This is a genomic window from Kitasatospora sp. NPDC092039, from assembly GCF_044756065.1.
In the GTDB taxonomy this organism is placed as follows: domain Bacteria; phylum Actinomycetota; class Actinomycetes; order Streptomycetales; family Streptomycetaceae; genus Kitasatospora.
The window spans coordinates 740963-756150 of the sequence record NZ_JBIVSD010000001.1 but is presented as its reverse complement, the minus strand read 5'-3'; the positions used below and the strand labels follow the sequence as shown (position 1 = coordinate 756150).

Below are 15188 nucleotides of genomic sequence, written 5' to 3'. Positions count from 1 at the left end.
AGCGCGGACGGCAACCTTCTTGATCTCCATCACACCTCCATGTGTTCTCGCGGGGATTTGCGGCGCCGGGACAGTTCTTGCCGGTCGTCCCGGACGTTCAGGAGCACCCGCATGCGGGTGGCGTGCCGCGCCCGGAGCCAGGCGGCGACACGGGGTGCCGGCGTACCGGGCAGCAGCCGGTGCACCAGCTCGGACAGCTTGTCCACGTCGTTGTGCCTCAGCACCACCTGTTCGGCGGCGAGCAGCAACTCGGCGGGCAGGCTGCGCAGTCGGTCCGCGCCGGGTCCGTGGGTGAGGTAGGCCATGCCGAGCGCGACGTGGCGGGACTCGTCCCGGCGCACCAGCCGGTACACCTCGCCCAGGCCGTCCCCGCGCAGGCCCTCGTCGAACCAGCGGAACTCGTCGGCGGCGAAGCCCTCGGCCAGGGTGTGGGCCAGGAAGCGGGCGGTGTAGTCGTCCAGCGACCACAGGTCGTGCGACAGCTCCTCGACGGCGTCCCCCGGGTCCTTGACCGACCCGGCGACGGCGTGCGCGTAGCGGTGGAAGACGGCCGAGTGCTTGGCCTCGTCGGCGACCGCGGTGGCGAGCACCAGCTTCATGTCGCCCTCGGGGCAGGCGTGCAGCAGACCGGCCGCCACGTCCATGCCGACCTGCTCGGCGTAGGTGCTGCCGCTGGCGATCAGCCAGGAGAGCTCCGAGGGCGGGGCCGGGTCGGTGCGGTCCCGCAGGGCCCGGTGGACCACCTCGGCCGGCTCCCAGTCGTGCGAGCGGGCGTCACGGATGAAGCGGTGGTGCAGGTCGGGGACGCCGCGGGTGCGGTAACGGGCCACGCCCGACGGACGTGGCCCGCCCGGAGCACCTTCGGTCCCTGCCATCCCTCACCCCGTCGCCGCCGCGCCGACCGCTGTCATGTCCGGGGAAGCAAAACACGGCGACCCCGATTGTTCGAACGCTTTCGTCGCTCCGTCCCCGCAAACGCGCCAAGATCCAGCGGGCGGACGCTCCTTGTGCGGCGCGCCGGGAGATCCACGGATGACCAGCGGAGATCACCGGCGGGCGGACCGACGGAACGGTCGGTCCCGGCGGGTTCAGGTCGCCCCGGAGGATGGCCGAAACCCGACCTGTGGCCGGGAATTCACCCCCACGCGGCCGGTGGTCCACCTATCGTGTGTGCGCCATGCATCGGTCACGGGGGGCGGCGCACCGGCTGACGGAGCCCCCCGCCCGGCCGTGACGCCGTGAGGGAGAGGGGCCGCCACCATGCCGCAGGACACTCCGGAGGACGTCGCGCCGCAGGCGGCACCGCCCGGGCACTGGCTGAGCCCCGGCGACGCCGGGTACGACGAGGCCCGCGCCGTGTGGAACGGCATGCACGACCGCCGCCCCGCCCACATCGCCCGCTGCCGCAGCGCGGCGGACGTCGGCGAGGCACTGCGCTTCGCGGCGGCCCACGGCCTCGACGTCACCGTCCGCGGCGGCGGCCACAACGTCGGCGGCAGCGCCGTCGCCGACGGGGCCCTGATGATCGACCTGTCGCCGATGCGCGCCGTCACCGTCGACCCGCGGGCCCGCACCGCCGAGGCCCAGGGCGGCTGCCTGCTGCGCGACCTCGACCAGGCCACGGCGCCGTACGGACTGGCCTGCCCCGCGGGCGTGATCTCCCACACCGGCCTGGGCGGGCTCGCCCTCGGCGGCGGGTACGGCTGGCTCGCCCGGCGCTGGGGCCTGACCTGCGACCACATCCTCGCCGCCGAGGTCGTCCTCGCCGACGGCTCGGTCGTCGAGGCCACCGAGGAGAGCCACCCCGAACTGCTGTGGGCGCTGCGCGGCGGCGGCGGGAACTTCGGCGTGGTCACCCGCTTCACCCTGCGGCTGCGCCCGGTCGGGCCGGCCCTGTTCAGCATGGGCGTCTACGCCCTGGACGACGTCCCGGACGCCCTGGCCGCCTACCGCGAGTACACCGGGCGGCAGCCCGTGGGCCTGCACACCGTCGGCGGGCTGAAGCGCGCGGGCGACCAGGAGTGGATACCGGAGCACCTGCGCGGGCGGCCCGCGCTGCTGCTCCTGGCGGTGTGGACCGGGGACGAGGAGGAGGGCCGGGCGCGGACCGAGGAGCTCTACCGGGAGGTCGTGCCCGCGGCCCGGATCAGCATCCCGATGTCGTACCCGCAGCTGCAGGCGCTCGGCGACAGCAGCGAGCCCAAGGGCGACCGCTACTTCGTCAAGTCCTGCTACGTCGAGGACCTCTCGCCCGAGGCCGTCGCCCGGCTCGTCGAGGCGACCAGGGCCAACCCGTCCGCGCTCTGCTCGATCGACTTCGAGTTCCTGCGCGGGGCCATCGCCGACGTCCCCGAGGAGGACTCCGCCTTCCCCGGCCGCGCCGCGCCCTTCCAGGTGACGGCGGAGGCGCACTGGACCGACCCGGAGCAGGACCCGGAGCACGTCGCCTGGTCACGCGCGACGGTGGAGGCCCTGCGGCCCTTCGGCACCGGCGGGGCGTACGCCAACTACGTGCAGGGCGAGGGCGACCGCAGGGCGCGGGACGTCTACGGCCCGGAGCGCTACGCCCGGCTCGCGGCCGTGAAGAAGGCGTACGACCCGGCGAACGTCCTGCGCGGCAACCTGAACATCCGCCCCGAGGGCGCGGCGGAGTAGCCGGCGGCCCCTCGCTCAGCGCGGCGCGCAGCCGCCCGGCCCGACGACCAGCCAGTGCGCGGGCAGCTCGATCCGGGCGCCGTCGGGCGTGGACTCCGTGGTGGACAGCGGCAGTTCGCCGGCGGCGAGGACGTCGAGGCCGGCCGCGCGGAACAGCTCGGGGAACACCGAGTCGGCGACCTCGCCGGGGGTGAGTCCGTGGGCGAACACCGGGCGCAGCTTCGGCGGCGGGCCGGCCGGGCCGCGGGCGAGCTCGCCCAGCACGCCCTTGGCCGCCTCGGCGAGCTCGAACACGAAGGCCCGGCCGCGTGCCCCAAGCAGGACGCCGATGGCTTCGACCACCCGTGGGCGGTCGGCCGGCTCGCTCTGGTGGATCACCCCGCGCACGTACACGTTGGCGTCGCCGAGGCGGCGGTGGAGCGCCCGGACGGCCTCGGCGTCGGTGGCGTCCAGCCGGGTGAACTCGGCCCGCCCGGCCGGGTCCCCGCGCCGGGCGCGGTCCAGCGCCGCTTCGGACAGGTCGACGCCGAGGGCGAGCGGGAAGCGTTCGGCGAGGAAGCGGGTCTGGGTGCCGTTGCCGCAGCCCAGGTCGACGACGGGCAGCGCAGGGTCCGCCAGGTGGGGGCGGAACAGCGTGAGGTGGCGTTCGGCGCTCAGGGCCGGGTCGGCGTCCCAGATCACCGAGCCGGGTTCCTCGGGCGCGTCGCGCCAGAAGCCCTCCCAGGCGTCCAGGTACCGACTCGTCACGCTCATGGCGGAGACCTCCGGGTTTCACACAGGGTGTCTGGCTCGTGTCTATCGGTACCCGGCCGGGGCGGCAAGCGCGGCCGGGCGGCCGGTGGCCGGCGCGCGGCGGGCGCGCACGGCGGCGCCCGGGGGTCAGGCCTCCGGGCGCGGCAGGCGCAGCAGGCGCAGCAGGTAGAGGCCGGAGGCGGCGGCGAGCGCGGCCATGCAGGCGGCGAAGACCAGGCCAGCGTGCGCCAGGCCGAGCGGCCCGCTGAGCAGGCCCACCCCGATGACCGGGATCGAGATGCCGAAGTAGGCGACCACGAACAGGGCCGAGAGCGCGCCGCCGCGGTGCGCGGCGGGGGCGGCGCCGGCCACCTCGCCGACCGCCCCGCGCAGGCCCATGCCCTGCCCGGCGCCGCCCACCAGGGCGCTGAGCACCAGCGGCGGCAGGCTCTTCCAGGCGAGCGAGGCGGCCAGCAGGGCCATTCCGGCGATCAGCACCAGGCAGCCCAGCGGGATCGCCCGGGCGGTGCCGAGCCGGGGCACCAGGAGCTGGCCGACGGTGGAGGCGAGGAAGGCCGTGAAGACCACCAGGCCGACCAGCGCGCGGTTGTGGACGCCCAGGCCGGAGCCGAGGAAGGCGGGGCTGACCGAGGTGAACAGGCCCAGCAGGGAGAAGCCGGCGAAGGCGGCGACCCCGGCCGGCACGAACACCCGGCGGACCTCCGGCGGCAGGGTCGGCCGGGCGGCGCGGGCGGTGCGCAGCGGGCGGGCCCCGGCGACCGTCTCCGGCAGCAGCAGGGTGAGCGCGAACGAGACGGCGAGCAGCCCCAGGTGCACGGCGAACGGCAGCACCAGCGGGTGCGGCGCGTACTGCGAGAGCAGGCCCGACAGCAGCGGTCCGCAGCCGAGCCCGCCCATGTTGGCGGCGGTCGCGACGAAGCTCGCGCGGGCCCGGTGCCCGGGCGGGGCGAGCTCCAGCACGTACGCCGTCCCGGTGCCGGTGAACAGGCCCGCCGAGAACCCGGACAGCAGCCGGCCCAGGCAGAGCAGGGCGACGCTGTCCGCGGCCAGGAAGACCACCGCGCTGGCGGCCGAGCAGGCCAGCCCGCAGAGCAGCACGGGCCGGCGCCCGACGGTGTCCGAGACGTTGCCGACCAGCAGCAGGACGCCGATGACGCCGACGGCGTACACGGCGAACACGACCGTCACCGTCAGCTCGGAGAAGCCGAGCTCCTCCTGGTACAGCCCGTAGAGCGGGGTGGGCAGCGTGGTGCCCGCCATGCAGACGGCGAAAGCGGCGGCGGCGGCGAGGTGGCCCGCCCGGGCGACACCAGGCCGGGCGGTCCGACGATCGGTCATTCGCCCACCCTAGGCGCGCCGCCGGGGGCGGGCCCGCGCGTCCGGGGCAGTGCTGCGCCGAATGGCCGTCCGCGGGCGGCCCGGTGGCCGTCGGGCCGCGCCCGGGTGTCCGGGCGTTCGGGCGTCGGGCGTTCGGGCGTTCGGGCGTCCGGGCGTTCGGGCGTCCGGGCGGGGTCAGTGCTCCGGGTGCCGGGCGGCTTCGAGGGCGGGGGTGCCGTCCGGCCGGGGCGCGGGCTGCCACCGGGCGCGTGGTCCGGCCGGACGGGTGTCCGGGCGGGGCGTGCCCAGGGCGTCGAGCACGGTGTTGTCGAGCGGGCCGGCGGCGAGGCGGTCCAGGACCCGCGCGCAGGCGGTGCGCAGTCCGTGGCCGTGGCGGCGCACGTCGGGGACGACGGAACGGAACGCAGCGAGGACGGACATGCGGCTCACCTCCGGGGCGACCTGCCGGTCTTGCAGGTGCGGTCCGTTCAGCTTCCACCCGCCCGCCGGTGCCGGGGCCCGGATTGACGGGCTGCTGACACCCCGCTGACGAACTGCTGACGCGGGGTGGTGCGTGTCCCCCCCGGCCGGCCTCAGACCCGGTGCGCGGCGACGTAGCGGGCCGGGTCACGGCGCAGGTCGCCGTGCCAGCGTTCCCGGCACTGCTCGGCGAAGGTCCGGCCGGTGGCGAGGACCTCGTCCAGCGGATCCAGGTACCCGAGGACGTGCGGCGGTTCGAGGCCGGCCGCGATCCGGGCGGCGAGGCCGGCCCGGGCCAGCCGCAGCAGTTCGGCGGCGAGCGGGCGGACCGGGTCGCCGCCGAGGCGGGTGGACAGGCCGAGGGCGGGCAGTTCGGCCAGTGCCGCCCGGTGGTCGTGCAGGGTGTAGCGGCCGAGCAACTCCCAGGCGGCGGACAGGGATTCGGGGTGGTAGCTGAGCCCGGCCCAGAGTGCCGGGACGGCCGGGATGTGCGGGTACGGCGGGCCGTCCGAGGCGCGTAGCTCCAGGGTGTTGCGGACCCTGGTGTTGGTCCAGAGCTGGTTGAGGTGGGCGGCCCAGTGCGCCGGGGTCGGCCGCGAGCCGTCCGGGTAGCCGTGGCGGAGCAGGTCGGCGAAGGTGCGGTCGGGGGGTGCCGGGTGGTAGCGGCCGTCCGGGGTGCGGTAGTGGATCAGCGGGATGCCGACCGCCCAGTCGACGACCTCCTCGACGGTGACGCCGGGGCGCAGCGCGGGCGGCAGCACCCCGCCCCGGCGCGGGTCCATCCGCAGCCAGGCCCAGCACCGGTGGGACAACAGGCCGCTGTCTGAACTCCCCGACTGGAGGGGAGAGTTGACGAGCATGGCGGAGACCACCGGGGCGGCGGCCATCTGCATCCGCAGCTTCCGGGTGAAGTCGTCGGGGGAGAGGTAGTCCAGGGTGACCTGGGTGGAGAGCGACAGCGCCATCACGTACCGGGCGCGGCCGCCCGGCTCGCCCAGCCCGGCGAAGTAGTCCCGCATGATGGCGCCCCGGGTCATCGGCACCCACTGCATGTCGGCGAGCCGGTCGAACGGCAGGTACGCGCCGGGCAGCAGGGCCAGGCCGAACCGCCCGACCAGCTCGGCGAGTCGCTCCAGTGCGGCGCGCATGTCGTCCACCGCCTTGGCGACGGACGGGACGGGCGTCGAGGAGTACTCCAGCTGGCCGCCGTGCTCCAGGGTGATCTGGCTGCCGTCCGGGAGCAGGATCCCGGTCAGCCGACCGGCGTCCTCCAGGCGTTCGCCGCCCCACCGGGCCAGCACCGCCTCCAGGACGGCCAGCACGCCGCGCTCGCCGAAGTAGCGGGCGGCCAGCCCGGTGACCGGGTCCACCAGGCCGCACTCGACCTCGATGCCGACCAGTTCGCTGCGGCCGGGCCGGAACGGGGCCAGCAGCGCGGCCCGGTCGAGTGCGGGGGCGGAGTCGGGCGCGGGGGCGGGCGCGGGCGCGGGGTCGGGGTCAGGGGCGGGCGCCGGGCCGGGCGCACGGTTGGGATCGGCGACCGTCACACCGCCCCCACCCGGGTGCTGACCCGGGGGTGCCCGGCCCGGTCCAGCAGCGCGCCCACCGCGCCCAGGGCGGACTGCGCCGCGCCCTGGCACCAGGCGTGGGCGCCGGACAGGTGCTCGCCGGCGAAGAACACCCGCGGCCGCTCCGCCGGGAACGGGGAGCCGAGCACGGTCAGGTAGCGGGTGTGCTCGCCGGGCGTCAGATGGGCGAAGGCGCCGCCGCCCATGCCGGTCTGCACGTCCCAGTTGCAGTGCACGATGTCGTCCACGTCCCCGGTGATACCCGGGTGGAGCCGTTCCAGGCAGTCCAGCACCAATGCGTCCCGGTCGGCCTGCTCCAGCGCGGCGAAGCGGCGGGCGTTGGCCCCCCACAGGTAGGCGCCGAGCAGCGCCGTCGGCTCGGCCGAGCGCAGCGGGTCGCGCACCGCCCAGCGCGGGCGGGAGCTGCCGTTGACGCCGTCCTTCACCCGCACCGCGTTGTCCGAGGGGTACCAGCACTGCTGGATCGGCAGGTCGGTGAAGCTGCCGCCGCCGTGGATGCCGTCCTCCAGCTCCCAGCGGCGGCGGGTGAGGTGCAGGACGGTCTTGATGCTGCTCGCGTAGCTGATGCCGCGGATGGCGTGCCGCTGGGCGTGCGGCAGGCCCGGGGTGACGGTGATCCGGTCGAGCGCGGGCGCCGGGACGCAGCACACCACGTAGTCGACGTCCTCGCGCAGCGGGGCGCCGATCCGCCGGCCGCGGAGCCGGACGCCGTCCGTGGTCAGCGCCAGTTCGTCGATCTGGGTGGAGAGTTGGAGCGTTCCGGGGCGCAGCGCGGCGACGAAGGCGTGGATCAGCGCGTCCAGCCCGTCGACCAGCTCGACCTGCCCGCGGTGGAACAGGCCGAAGTAGTCGACCAGCACCTCCAGCAGCGAGGACTGCTCGTAGTGGGCGAGGCCGGTGGCGTGGCCGACCAGGTCCCAGGCGTCCTGCGACAGGTGCTCGTGGACGAACTGCCACAGCGACACCGAGGCCGCCCGCTCCAGCGCCGGGTCGTCCCAGTGGCCCTCCAGCGTGCGGCGCTGCTGCTCCACGCTCAGGGTGCGCCACACCGAGCCGAGCAGGTGGTCCAGCAGCGGGGCCGGGGCCCGCCGTTCGGTCGGGCGCAGATCGTACGCGGGGAACAGCGCCGCGACGTCCTGCACCCGGACCCGGCGGCCGCGCAGGTGGTAGTAGGCGCGCGGGTTGGCGTTGACGAACGGGCGGGTGGCCAGCCGGAAGCGGGAGACGTAGTGCAGCACGCAGTGGTGGTTGCCGGGGATGCGCATGGCGCCGAGGTCCACGTGGGTGCCGTCCCAGAACCGGTGGGTGCGCACCCGGCCGCCGGGCCGGTTCGCCCGCTCGTACACGACGACGTCGAACCCGCGGCGCTGCAGCTCGTAGGCGCACACCAGGCCGGCCACGCCCGCCCCGACCACCGCCACCCGGCCGCGGGCACCGGCCACCGGCTCCTCCAGCGAACGCGGGAACGCAAAGCTCGTCTCGAACATCGGCACCGTACCCCTCTGAGGCGGGACCCCCGCCCCAGCCTCGGCCAGACGCCCCGCGCCTGCCACTTCGCCGCACCGATGCGGGTGACGGTCGCGGGGCCTCAGCCCGCCGCGGCCCGCCCGGCCTCGCCCTGGTGCATCCAGGCGATGACGTCCAGCACCCGCAGCACGCCGATGTCCTCGCCGATCCCGGCCTCGGCACGCAGCCGCGCCAGCCGGGCGCGGAACGCCCCGCCGTCGGCGCGCAGCGCGTCGGCCAGCGCGGACCAGAAGGTGGTGTCGACCTTCGGCCGCCGGAACAGGGCCTTCACCCGGACGTCGTAGACGGGCACCAGGTGCGGCCGCTTGCGGGCCAGCAGCTTGCCCGCGACCACGGGGCCAGCCCCGTCCGGCTTGCCCGGGTACGTGCCGCTCGGGTTCGCCAGCCGTTCCCACAGCTCGGCGGCCGGCCCGCCGGGGGCGACCAGCGGGGCGCAGGCCGGATCCTCCAGCCGGGCGTCGCGGGGGATCGCGGACAGCAGGCGGTGCCAGTGCCCGTCCGGGTCGGTGAGCAGCTCGACGGCTCCGTGCGGCTCGACCGAGACGCTCAGCATGGTGATCGCGAGCAGGTCGTCGGCGGTGAAGCGGTCCGCCGTCTCCGGGCGGTCGCCGCCGCCGGCGAGCCGCTCGAAGTGGGCGCCCGTGTAGTACGAGTCCCCCTTCGCCCGGCGCCGGGTGAAGTACGTGCGCAGCAGCCGGAGCGAGGTCGGCCCGTCCCCGTACACCGGCGGAATCCACAGCGCCGTCATGGGAGCCCCCTCGGTCCGGCAGTCCGGGGGCCAGTGTGGCAGAGGGGTCCGACAGTCCGGGGCCGGTCCCGTCCGGGGCGGTGAACCGGGCCGGTGGTGGGGGCCGTAGGACCGTAGTGGGCGCGCCGCGGTGCGGCCGCGTGGCAGCGGGTGGGTCCGCGAGGAACCGGGGAGGAACTGGATGCAGTCCCGACGCGACCAGGTGCAGGCGCACCTGTTCGTGATGAGCAGGGTGGCCTCGGGCATGCTGCGGGCGGAGCCCGACGCGCCGGACACCCCGACCGGGCGCACCACCCGGGGCACCATGACCGGCCTCGCGGTGGGGGTGCTGATCGGGCTGGGCGTCACGGTCTACGGGGTGATCCGGCCCGGGGGCGGCGACGGCTGGACCAAGCCCGGCACGCTGGTGGTGGTCCGGGAGACCGGTGCCCGCTACCTGTCCGTCGGCGGGCAGCTGCACCCGGTGCTGAACGACACCAGCGCCAGGCTGCTGGCCGGTGAGCAGATGACGGTGCGCCAGGTGAGCCGGGAGTCGATCGCGGACGCGCCGCGCGGCGCCCCGGTCGGGATCGTCGGCGCCCCGGACGGGCTGCCGCCCGCCGCCGACCTGGGCGGCGGCACCTGGCTGGTCTGCGGCACCGTCCAGCCCGGCCCGACCGGCGCTCCCGCACCCCGGCTCGGACTGCTGGTGGACCCGGCGTCCGAGGGCCGGGCGCTGACGCCGACCCAGGGCCTGCTGGTCGCCGTCCCGGACGGCTCGACGCACCTGCTCTGGCAGGGCCAGCGGCTGCGCGTCGACACCGCCAACCAGGCGCTCCAGGCGCTCGGTTACGGCGGCGCGACGCCGTTCCCGGTGCAGGCCGGCGTGCTGAACGCGCTGCCCGCCGGGCCCGACCTCGCCTCGCCCGCCGTCCCCGGGCGCGGTGAGACCGGCCCGGTACTGGGCGGGAAGCCGACCCGGATCGGCCAGCTCTTCGAGGCCCCGGGCGGCGCCCACTACCTGCTCACCAAGGGCGGCCTCGCGCCGCTCACCCCGACGCTGTACAAGCTGCTGCTCGGCGACCCGCGCACCCAGAAGGACGCGTACGGCGGCGCCGCCCCGGTGCCCGCGTCGATCGGTGCGATGGACCTCGCGGGGCACACCGCGCCCGGCGGCCCGCCCTCCGCGGGGCTGCCCGAGGCGCCGCCGGCGCTGGTCGCCCCGCTGCACGGCGAGGGCGTCTGCGCCGACCTGCACACCGGCGCCGGCGCTCCGACCACCGCCGTCACCGTGCTGCCCGCCGACCGGGCGGACGCGGGCCGCCCCCCGGCGGTGCCGGCCGGAGCGCCGGGCGGGGCCTGCGCGGTCGCCGACCGGATCGCCGTCCGGCCGGGGCGCGGCGCCCTGGTGCGGGCGCTGTCCGGCGCCGGCGCGGGCGGCACGGAGTACCTGGTGACCGAGGGCGGGGTGCGCTACCCGCTGCCCTCGGCGGCGGCGGCCAAGCAGCTCGGGTACGGCGGGGCGACACCGGTCTCCGTCCCGGCCGCGGTGGTGGCGCTGCTGCCGTCCGGGCCGAGCCTCGACCCGGCGGCGCTGGGGGACACCGCGGCGCCCACCGTCGGAGCGGTCACCCCGGGGGCGACCGGAACCGCCGCGGTGCCCGCCGCCGTGCCGGGGGCGCCGGCCGCGCCCGCCGCGGGGGGTGCGGTGGTGCCGGGAGTGTCCGTCGCGGGTGCCGCCGTGCCCGCCGCAACGACCTCGGGTTGCGGCTGAACCACCGGTAGCGGCAGCCCCGTTGAGTCGATCAGAGCCGCGCGACCAGCGCGCGGAGAGACAAGGAGCACCTGGTGAGCACGCCGGCGAACTTGAACAAACAGGACGAGGCGATCCGCAAGGCGCTGTCCGACATCGAGCAGCAGATCGAGAACATGATCACCGCCGGCCGCACGGTCGAGCGGATCAGGGAGGAGCTGGCCGCCGGCTACATCTCCGGTGCCAGCTCGACCTTCCAGGAGAAGGTCGGCGACTGGATGACGCGCTACCACACGGTCATCGGGGCCTTCGAGCGCTTCGCCGAGGCCACCAAGGGTGCCGACCAGGTCCTCACCCACGCCGAGGAAGAGGCCAGGATGCACGCCGCCGACGGCATCCTCACCGCCCTGAACGGCGCCTGACGGCGCGTCGCGGACCAGAAGGGAACGAGCACACCATGTCGATGGACAACTTCGGGAGCATCCAGCTCCACCACGAGACCGTCGCCCAGGCCGCGAGCGAGCTGGGCCAGGCGGGCAAGCTGATGGACGACGCCCTGTGGGAGGTGGAGCAGAAGCTGAACTCCCTGACCGAGAGCGGAAGTTTCCAGGGTGCCGCCGCCGACGCCTTCACCGAGTTCAAGCGGGCGGTGACGACGAACGCCGCGCAGATGAACCAGGACATCATCGCCGCCGGCGGCAAGCTCACCAACATGCACCACATCATGACCGAGGCCGACCAGGGCGCGCGGAAGCAGTTCGGCTAGTCACGAGGCGGAGACGGTCCCATGGGTGACACCACGATCAAGGTCTCGACCAGCGGTCTCAAGGCGTTCGCCGCGAAGCTGGAGGCCTTCCGGATCGACATCGGCACCGAGGCGAACAACGTACTCACCTGTCCGCCCGTGCTGCCGGGCAACAACGGCGTTCCGGAGATCCAGGCGCTGAAGACGGGCGCGGACGCCTTCAAGGACAGCGTCAGGGAGGCGCTGACCACGATCCAGACCGACGTCGGGAAGATCAAGCTCGACCTGGAGATGGCCGGCACCAAGTTCGATGAGGGCGAGGACCACAGCCTGACGGAGGCGGAGACGATCGAGCTCTTCGGCGATGTCCTGGCCGGCGTCACGAAGCCCACGACCAGCACCGGCTGAGCCGCCGGGTCGCCGGGCGGAGCACCCGTCCGGCGACCGGGCCGACACCCGTCCCGTCCGCACGCCTCCAGGAGGAAGCCGTGGCAGAAACAGCACCCAGCTCGTATCCGTGGGAAGGGGCCCTGGCGGCGTTCGCGTCCTCGACCCAGGGCTCGATCATGAGCCGCGACTCCGTGACCGACAAACCGTGGATCACCGGGATCACGGTCAGCAGCACCCTCAAGTCGACGAACGACGCCCTGAAGCCGTACAAGGAGGGCGAGCAGGCCGGCTTCGACATGTGGGCCGAGTGGGTCTACGACGCCCCCGGCGAGACCTACACGTACAGCACGATCGTCGGCGTCACGTGCGACTGGAACTTCTGGCAGCTCAAGCCGCCGGAGGGCGCCCCCAACAACGACACCCCGCTCGGGAACTTCGGGAAGGCCGCGGACCAGATCCTCGGCCCGCTGATCTGGGGCGTCGGCTACAACGACCGCACCAGCGCCCCGAGCTTCGATCACCTGGCGGGGGTCATCACCGCCACCAACACCTGGGTCAAGGAGCAGCAGAAGACCGTCCAGGGCTGGGCGGACAGCGTCGAGGGCGCGGGCAGCGAGTTCCAGGGCAGTGCGGCGGGCCGGTTCAAGGAGGTCCTGATCGGGCTGCGGAACCAGCTCATCCAGGTGCACGTCGAGCTCGGCGACGACGCCGACACCAAGGCCCAGTGCCTGCGGGACACCGCGGACGCACTGCGCACGGCGGTGTACGGGCTGTACCAGGGCTACACCGCCTGGCGTGCGGTTCCGGACTCGCGGCTGGAGGCGGGGACGAAGTGGTCCCTCAAGAACGACGACAAGGACCAGAACGGCAAGGGGGCGTCCTTCTCCTGGCCCTCCGAGTGCGTCCACTCGGCCTTCGGCGCGGCGACGGCCTACGTGCAGCCGACCATGACCAGGAACACCAACGGAACGCTCACCTTCACGTTCGCGACCACCGGCGCCGCCCCGTCGCCGGAGAACAAGGAGGCCCTGAAGGCCTGGATCGACGACATCGCCAAGAAGATCTGGACGGGCTGGATCCAGATCGTCCTGGACAAGCAGGCGACCGACGTGATGACCACCTTCAAGCAGAAGTACAACCACGCCACCGCCGTCCTCCAGAAGCTCCAGCCCCCGCAGAAGTGGCTGCCCGCCGACAAGCCGCCCACCAAGGACACCCCCAATCCGCCCGGCACCGGTGACGGGGGCCCGGGGAGCGGCGGCCCGGGCAAGGACGACCTCAACCCCGAGAACAAGGACAAGACCGGCCCCGATGGCGGGGGCAAGAGCCCGCCCCCGCCACCCGTGACGGTGCCCGGCACCCCAGGCGGCACCGGCGGCAGGAACGGCTCGGGGACCGGCGGCCAGTCGACGCTGCTGGACGGCAAGGGGAACCCGCTCCTGGGCAAGGACGGCAAGCCGGTCACCGTGCCGCCCGGCAGTACCGTCAACGGCAAGGGCGAGGTGATCGGCCCGGACGGCAAGCCGGTGGTCGACAAGGACGGCAAACCGCTCGTCGTCCCCCCGGGAACGACGGTCGGCCCGCCGGCCACCGTCCCCGGCACCGGCACCGGTACCGGCGGGGGCGCCTTCAAGGTGCCCGTCGGGTCCAAGCGGAACGACGACGGCACCGTCACAGGCCCGGACGGGAAGCTGCTGAAGGACGCCAACGGCAACCTGGTCGTGCTCGGCAAGGACGACACGATCGACAAGGACGGCGTCGTCCTGGGGTCGGACGGCAAGCCGGTGTCACAGTTCGAGCAGTTGATGAACGACCAGGCGCACGCCCTCCTCGCCGGCCGTCCCACCACCGGGGTCGAATATCCCGGCGGGGGCTCCATCGGGGGCAGCTGGACGGGGCTGCCGTCGCTCGGCGGGATCTCCACCGGCTCCGGGAGCGGCGACTTCACCACCTCGTTCAAGGGCGGCACCGACCTGTTGGGCCAGCCGTTCACCGGTTCCGGCGGGTCCGGTGGCCGCGGCACCGTGGCGGCCGGGCCGCCGACCCTCGGCATCGGCGGCAGGGCGGCCGCGATGAGCGACCCGGCCAGGATCGCCGAACTCGCCGCGGAGGCACAGTCCGCGCGCACCGCCGGGGGACGGGCCGCGGCGGCCGCCGCCGAGGAGTCCCAGCTGATGGGCCGCGGCATCTCGACCACGGGCGGGACCAACGGCATGACCGGTCCGATGATGCCGCCGATGGGCGCCGGTGCGGGCGCCGGTGCGCCCGGCCAGGGCGAGAAGGAGCGCCAGCGCACCACCTGGTTGTCCGAGGACGAGGAGGTCTGGGGCACCGACTCCGGCGCGGTGACGGGCGTCATCGGCCGCTGAGCGTCCGCGGCCGGCGTCGAACCAGACGGGCGGGCGCAGCCGTAGAGAGGACCGTACGACCCCATGGACCGGCGCGTTCCGGGCCCGGCACCTCCGGGCCCGGGGCGCGCCCTCGGGAAGAGAGGGAGGTGCGGGCGTGGAGTTCCCGTTCACCGCACAGATCGAGCAGGCGATGGCCGCGCTGGAGGAGCAGCAGGTCAAGATGGCCGCGGCGGCCAAGGAGCTGGAGGCGGCGACCGCCTCGGTGACGTCCAAGGACCGGTTGCTCACCGCCGTGGTCGGGGCTCAGGGACAGGTGGTGTCGCTGACCTTCCACACCACCGCCTACCGCTCGATGGCCCCGGGCGAGCTGTCCAAGGCGATCATCGACGTGCTGAACACCGCGCGGGCCGACCTCGGGGACCGGGTGGCCGCGACGATGAGCGGGTTCAGCGGCCTCGGCGAGACGCTGGCGGCCTCGATGGTCGGCGGCACCGAACTGGACGACCTGTTCGCCCCGCTGCGCCAGATGCGGCCCGGCTTCGCCGACGCGGCGGCGGCGGAGGCGCGGCGCAAGCGCGACCGGCAGGAGGAGTTCCGTGGCTAAGCCGACCCTGACCGCGCTGTCCGACCTCACCGACAAGTTCTCCAAATACCCCGAGCTGTCCGACCTGTTCAAGGAGCTCGAGAGCAGGACCCGGGAGATCAACGAGTACAACAAGAACTCGGCCGGCAACGACGAGATCGGCAAGACGTACCACGAGAACGTCGACGAGCCCACGACCTCCATCACGGGGCTGTTCAAGAGGGTGCGGGCCACCGTCGAGAGCGCCGGGCAGGCGGGCAAGAACACCTCCACGATCCTCAACAACGCCGACGAGGACGCCAGCCGCACCTGACGGCG

General features: G+C 74.6%; 15 protein-coding genes. 8 read left to right on the top strand and 7 right to left on the bottom strand.

The features are described 5' to 3' along the window. Positions 1-29: 29 nt before the first annotated feature. Positions 30-875, bottom strand: coding sequence for a ferritin-like domain-containing protein (locus tag ACIQI7_RS03235; protein WP_401104467.1), 846 nt, complete (start codon positions 873-875; stop codon positions 30-32). Positions 876-1260: 385 nt separating this feature from the next. On the opposite strand from ACIQI7_RS03235, the gene ACIQI7_RS03230 reads away from it, so the two are divergent. Further along, positions 1261-2655, top strand: a complete 1395-nt coding sequence (locus ACIQI7_RS03230) for an FAD-binding oxidoreductase (protein WP_401104465.1) — start codon at positions 1261-1263, stop codon at positions 2653-2655. 15 nt (positions 2656-2670) lie between these two features. Here ACIQI7_RS03230 and ACIQI7_RS03225 read toward each other — a convergent pair whose 3' ends face one another. The 6 genes from ACIQI7_RS03225 to ACIQI7_RS03200 all read right to left on the bottom strand — a co-directional run bounded on the left by ACIQI7_RS03225 (position 2671) and on the right by ACIQI7_RS03200 (position 9069). Next, a complete protein-coding gene (locus ACIQI7_RS03225) occupies positions 2671-3408 on the bottom strand; it encodes a class I SAM-dependent methyltransferase (protein ID WP_401104462.1) in 738 nt (245 codons plus the stop codon). Between the two features lie 126 nt (positions 3409-3534). Continuing rightward, entirely contained in the window at positions 3535-4746 is a 1212-nt protein-coding gene (locus tag ACIQI7_RS03220) for an MFS transporter (protein WP_401104459.1), read from the bottom strand. Positions 4747-4920: 174 nt separating this feature from the next. Continuing rightward, positions 4921-5166, bottom strand: a complete 246-nt coding sequence (locus ACIQI7_RS03215; RefSeq protein ID WP_401104456.1) for a hypothetical protein — start codon at positions 5164-5166, stop codon at positions 4921-4923. 152 nt (positions 5167-5318) lie between these two features. Then, on the bottom strand, positions 5319-6752 hold the full coding sequence (locus ACIQI7_RS03210; RefSeq protein WP_401104453.1) for a glutamate-cysteine ligase family protein: 1434 nt from the start codon (positions 6750-6752) through the stop codon (positions 5319-5321). Further along, positions 6749-8281, bottom strand: coding sequence for a flavin monoamine oxidase family protein (locus ACIQI7_RS03205; protein ID WP_401104450.1), 1533 nt, complete (start codon positions 8279-8281; stop codon positions 6749-6751). The genes ACIQI7_RS03210 and ACIQI7_RS03205 overlap by 4 nt, the downstream gene beginning before the upstream one ends. 101 nt (positions 8282-8382) lie before the next feature. Continuing rightward, the gene (locus ACIQI7_RS03200; protein WP_401104447.1) at positions 8383-9069 is read right to left on the bottom strand and encodes a DUF6308 family protein; all 687 of its coding nucleotides are present in this window, start codon (positions 9067-9069) and stop codon (positions 8383-8385) included. Between the two features lie 181 nt (positions 9070-9250). Here ACIQI7_RS03200 and eccB point away from each other — a divergent pair, with 181 nt between their 5' ends. From eccB to ACIQI7_RS03165, 7 genes are all read left to right on the top strand, one after another. Continuing rightward, positions 9251-10822 (top strand): type VII secretion protein EccB, encoded by a 1572-nt coding sequence (eccB, locus tag ACIQI7_RS03195; protein WP_401104444.1) that lies wholly within the window; start codon positions 9251-9253, stop codon positions 10820-10822. Between the two features lie 74 nt (positions 10823-10896). After that, entirely contained in the window at positions 10897-11223 is a 327-nt protein-coding gene (locus tag ACIQI7_RS03190) for a hypothetical protein (RefSeq protein ID WP_355256093.1), read from the top strand. A 35-nt stretch (positions 11224-11258) separates the two neighbouring features. Beyond that, positions 11259-11567, top strand: a complete 309-nt coding sequence (locus ACIQI7_RS03185; protein ID WP_401104442.1) for a WXG100 family type VII secretion target — start codon at positions 11259-11261, stop codon at positions 11565-11567. A gap of 21 nt (positions 11568-11588) precedes the next feature. Further along, the gene (locus tag ACIQI7_RS03180; RefSeq protein WP_401104439.1) at positions 11589-11954 is read left to right on the top strand and encodes a hypothetical protein; all 366 of its coding nucleotides are present in this window, start codon (positions 11589-11591) and stop codon (positions 11952-11954) included. Positions 11955-12034: 80 nt separating this feature from the next. Further along, positions 12035-14305 (top strand): hypothetical protein, encoded by a 2271-nt coding sequence (locus ACIQI7_RS03175; protein ID WP_401104436.1) that lies wholly within the window; start codon positions 12035-12037, stop codon positions 14303-14305. A 136-nt stretch (positions 14306-14441) separates the two neighbouring features. Beyond that, a complete protein-coding gene (locus tag ACIQI7_RS03170; protein WP_401104434.1) occupies positions 14442-14891 on the top strand; it encodes a YbaB/EbfC family nucleoid-associated protein in 450 nt (149 codons plus the stop codon). Then, a complete protein-coding gene (locus tag ACIQI7_RS03165) occupies positions 14884-15183 on the top strand; it encodes a hypothetical protein (RefSeq protein WP_401104433.1) in 300 nt (99 codons plus the stop codon). The genes ACIQI7_RS03170 and ACIQI7_RS03165 overlap by 8 nt, the downstream gene beginning before the upstream one ends. Positions 15184-15188 lie beyond the last annotated feature (5 nt).

Bases quoted from the DNA above. Each gene is read 5' to 3' on its own strand.
- ACIQI7_RS03205 (WP_401104450.1), bottom strand. From the start codon at position 8,281: ATGTTCGAGACGAGCTTTGCGTTCCCGCGTTCGCTGGAGGAGCCGGTG.
- ACIQI7_RS03225 (WP_401104462.1), bottom strand. From the start codon at position 3,408: ATGAGCGTGACGAGTCGGTACCTGGACGCCTGGGAGGGCTTCTGGCGC.
- ACIQI7_RS03230 (WP_401104465.1), top strand. From the start codon at position 1,261: ATGCCGCAGGACACTCCGGAGGACGTCGCGCCGCAGGCGGCACCGCCC.
- eccB (WP_401104444.1), top strand. From the start codon at position 9,251: ATGCAGTCCCGACGCGACCAGGTGCAGGCGCACCTGTTCGTGATGAGC.
- ACIQI7_RS03235 (WP_401104467.1), bottom strand. From the start codon at position 875: ATGGCAGGGACCGAAGGTGCTCCGGGCGGGCCACGTCCGTCGGGCGTG.
- ACIQI7_RS03215 (WP_401104456.1), bottom strand. From the start codon at position 5,166: ATGTCCGTCCTCGCTGCGTTCCGTTCCGTCGTCCCCGACGTGCGCCGC.
- ACIQI7_RS03200 (WP_401104447.1), bottom strand. From the start codon at position 9,069: ATGACGGCGCTGTGGATTCCGCCGGTGTACGGGGACGGGCCGACCTCG.
- ACIQI7_RS03180 (WP_401104439.1), top strand. From the start codon at position 11,589: ATGGGTGACACCACGATCAAGGTCTCGACCAGCGGTCTCAAGGCGTTC.
- ACIQI7_RS03185 (WP_401104442.1), top strand. From the start codon at position 11,259: ATGTCGATGGACAACTTCGGGAGCATCCAGCTCCACCACGAGACCGTC.
- ACIQI7_RS03220 (WP_401104459.1), bottom strand. From the start codon at position 4,746: ATGACCGATCGTCGGACCGCCCGGCCTGGTGTCGCCCGGGCGGGCCAC.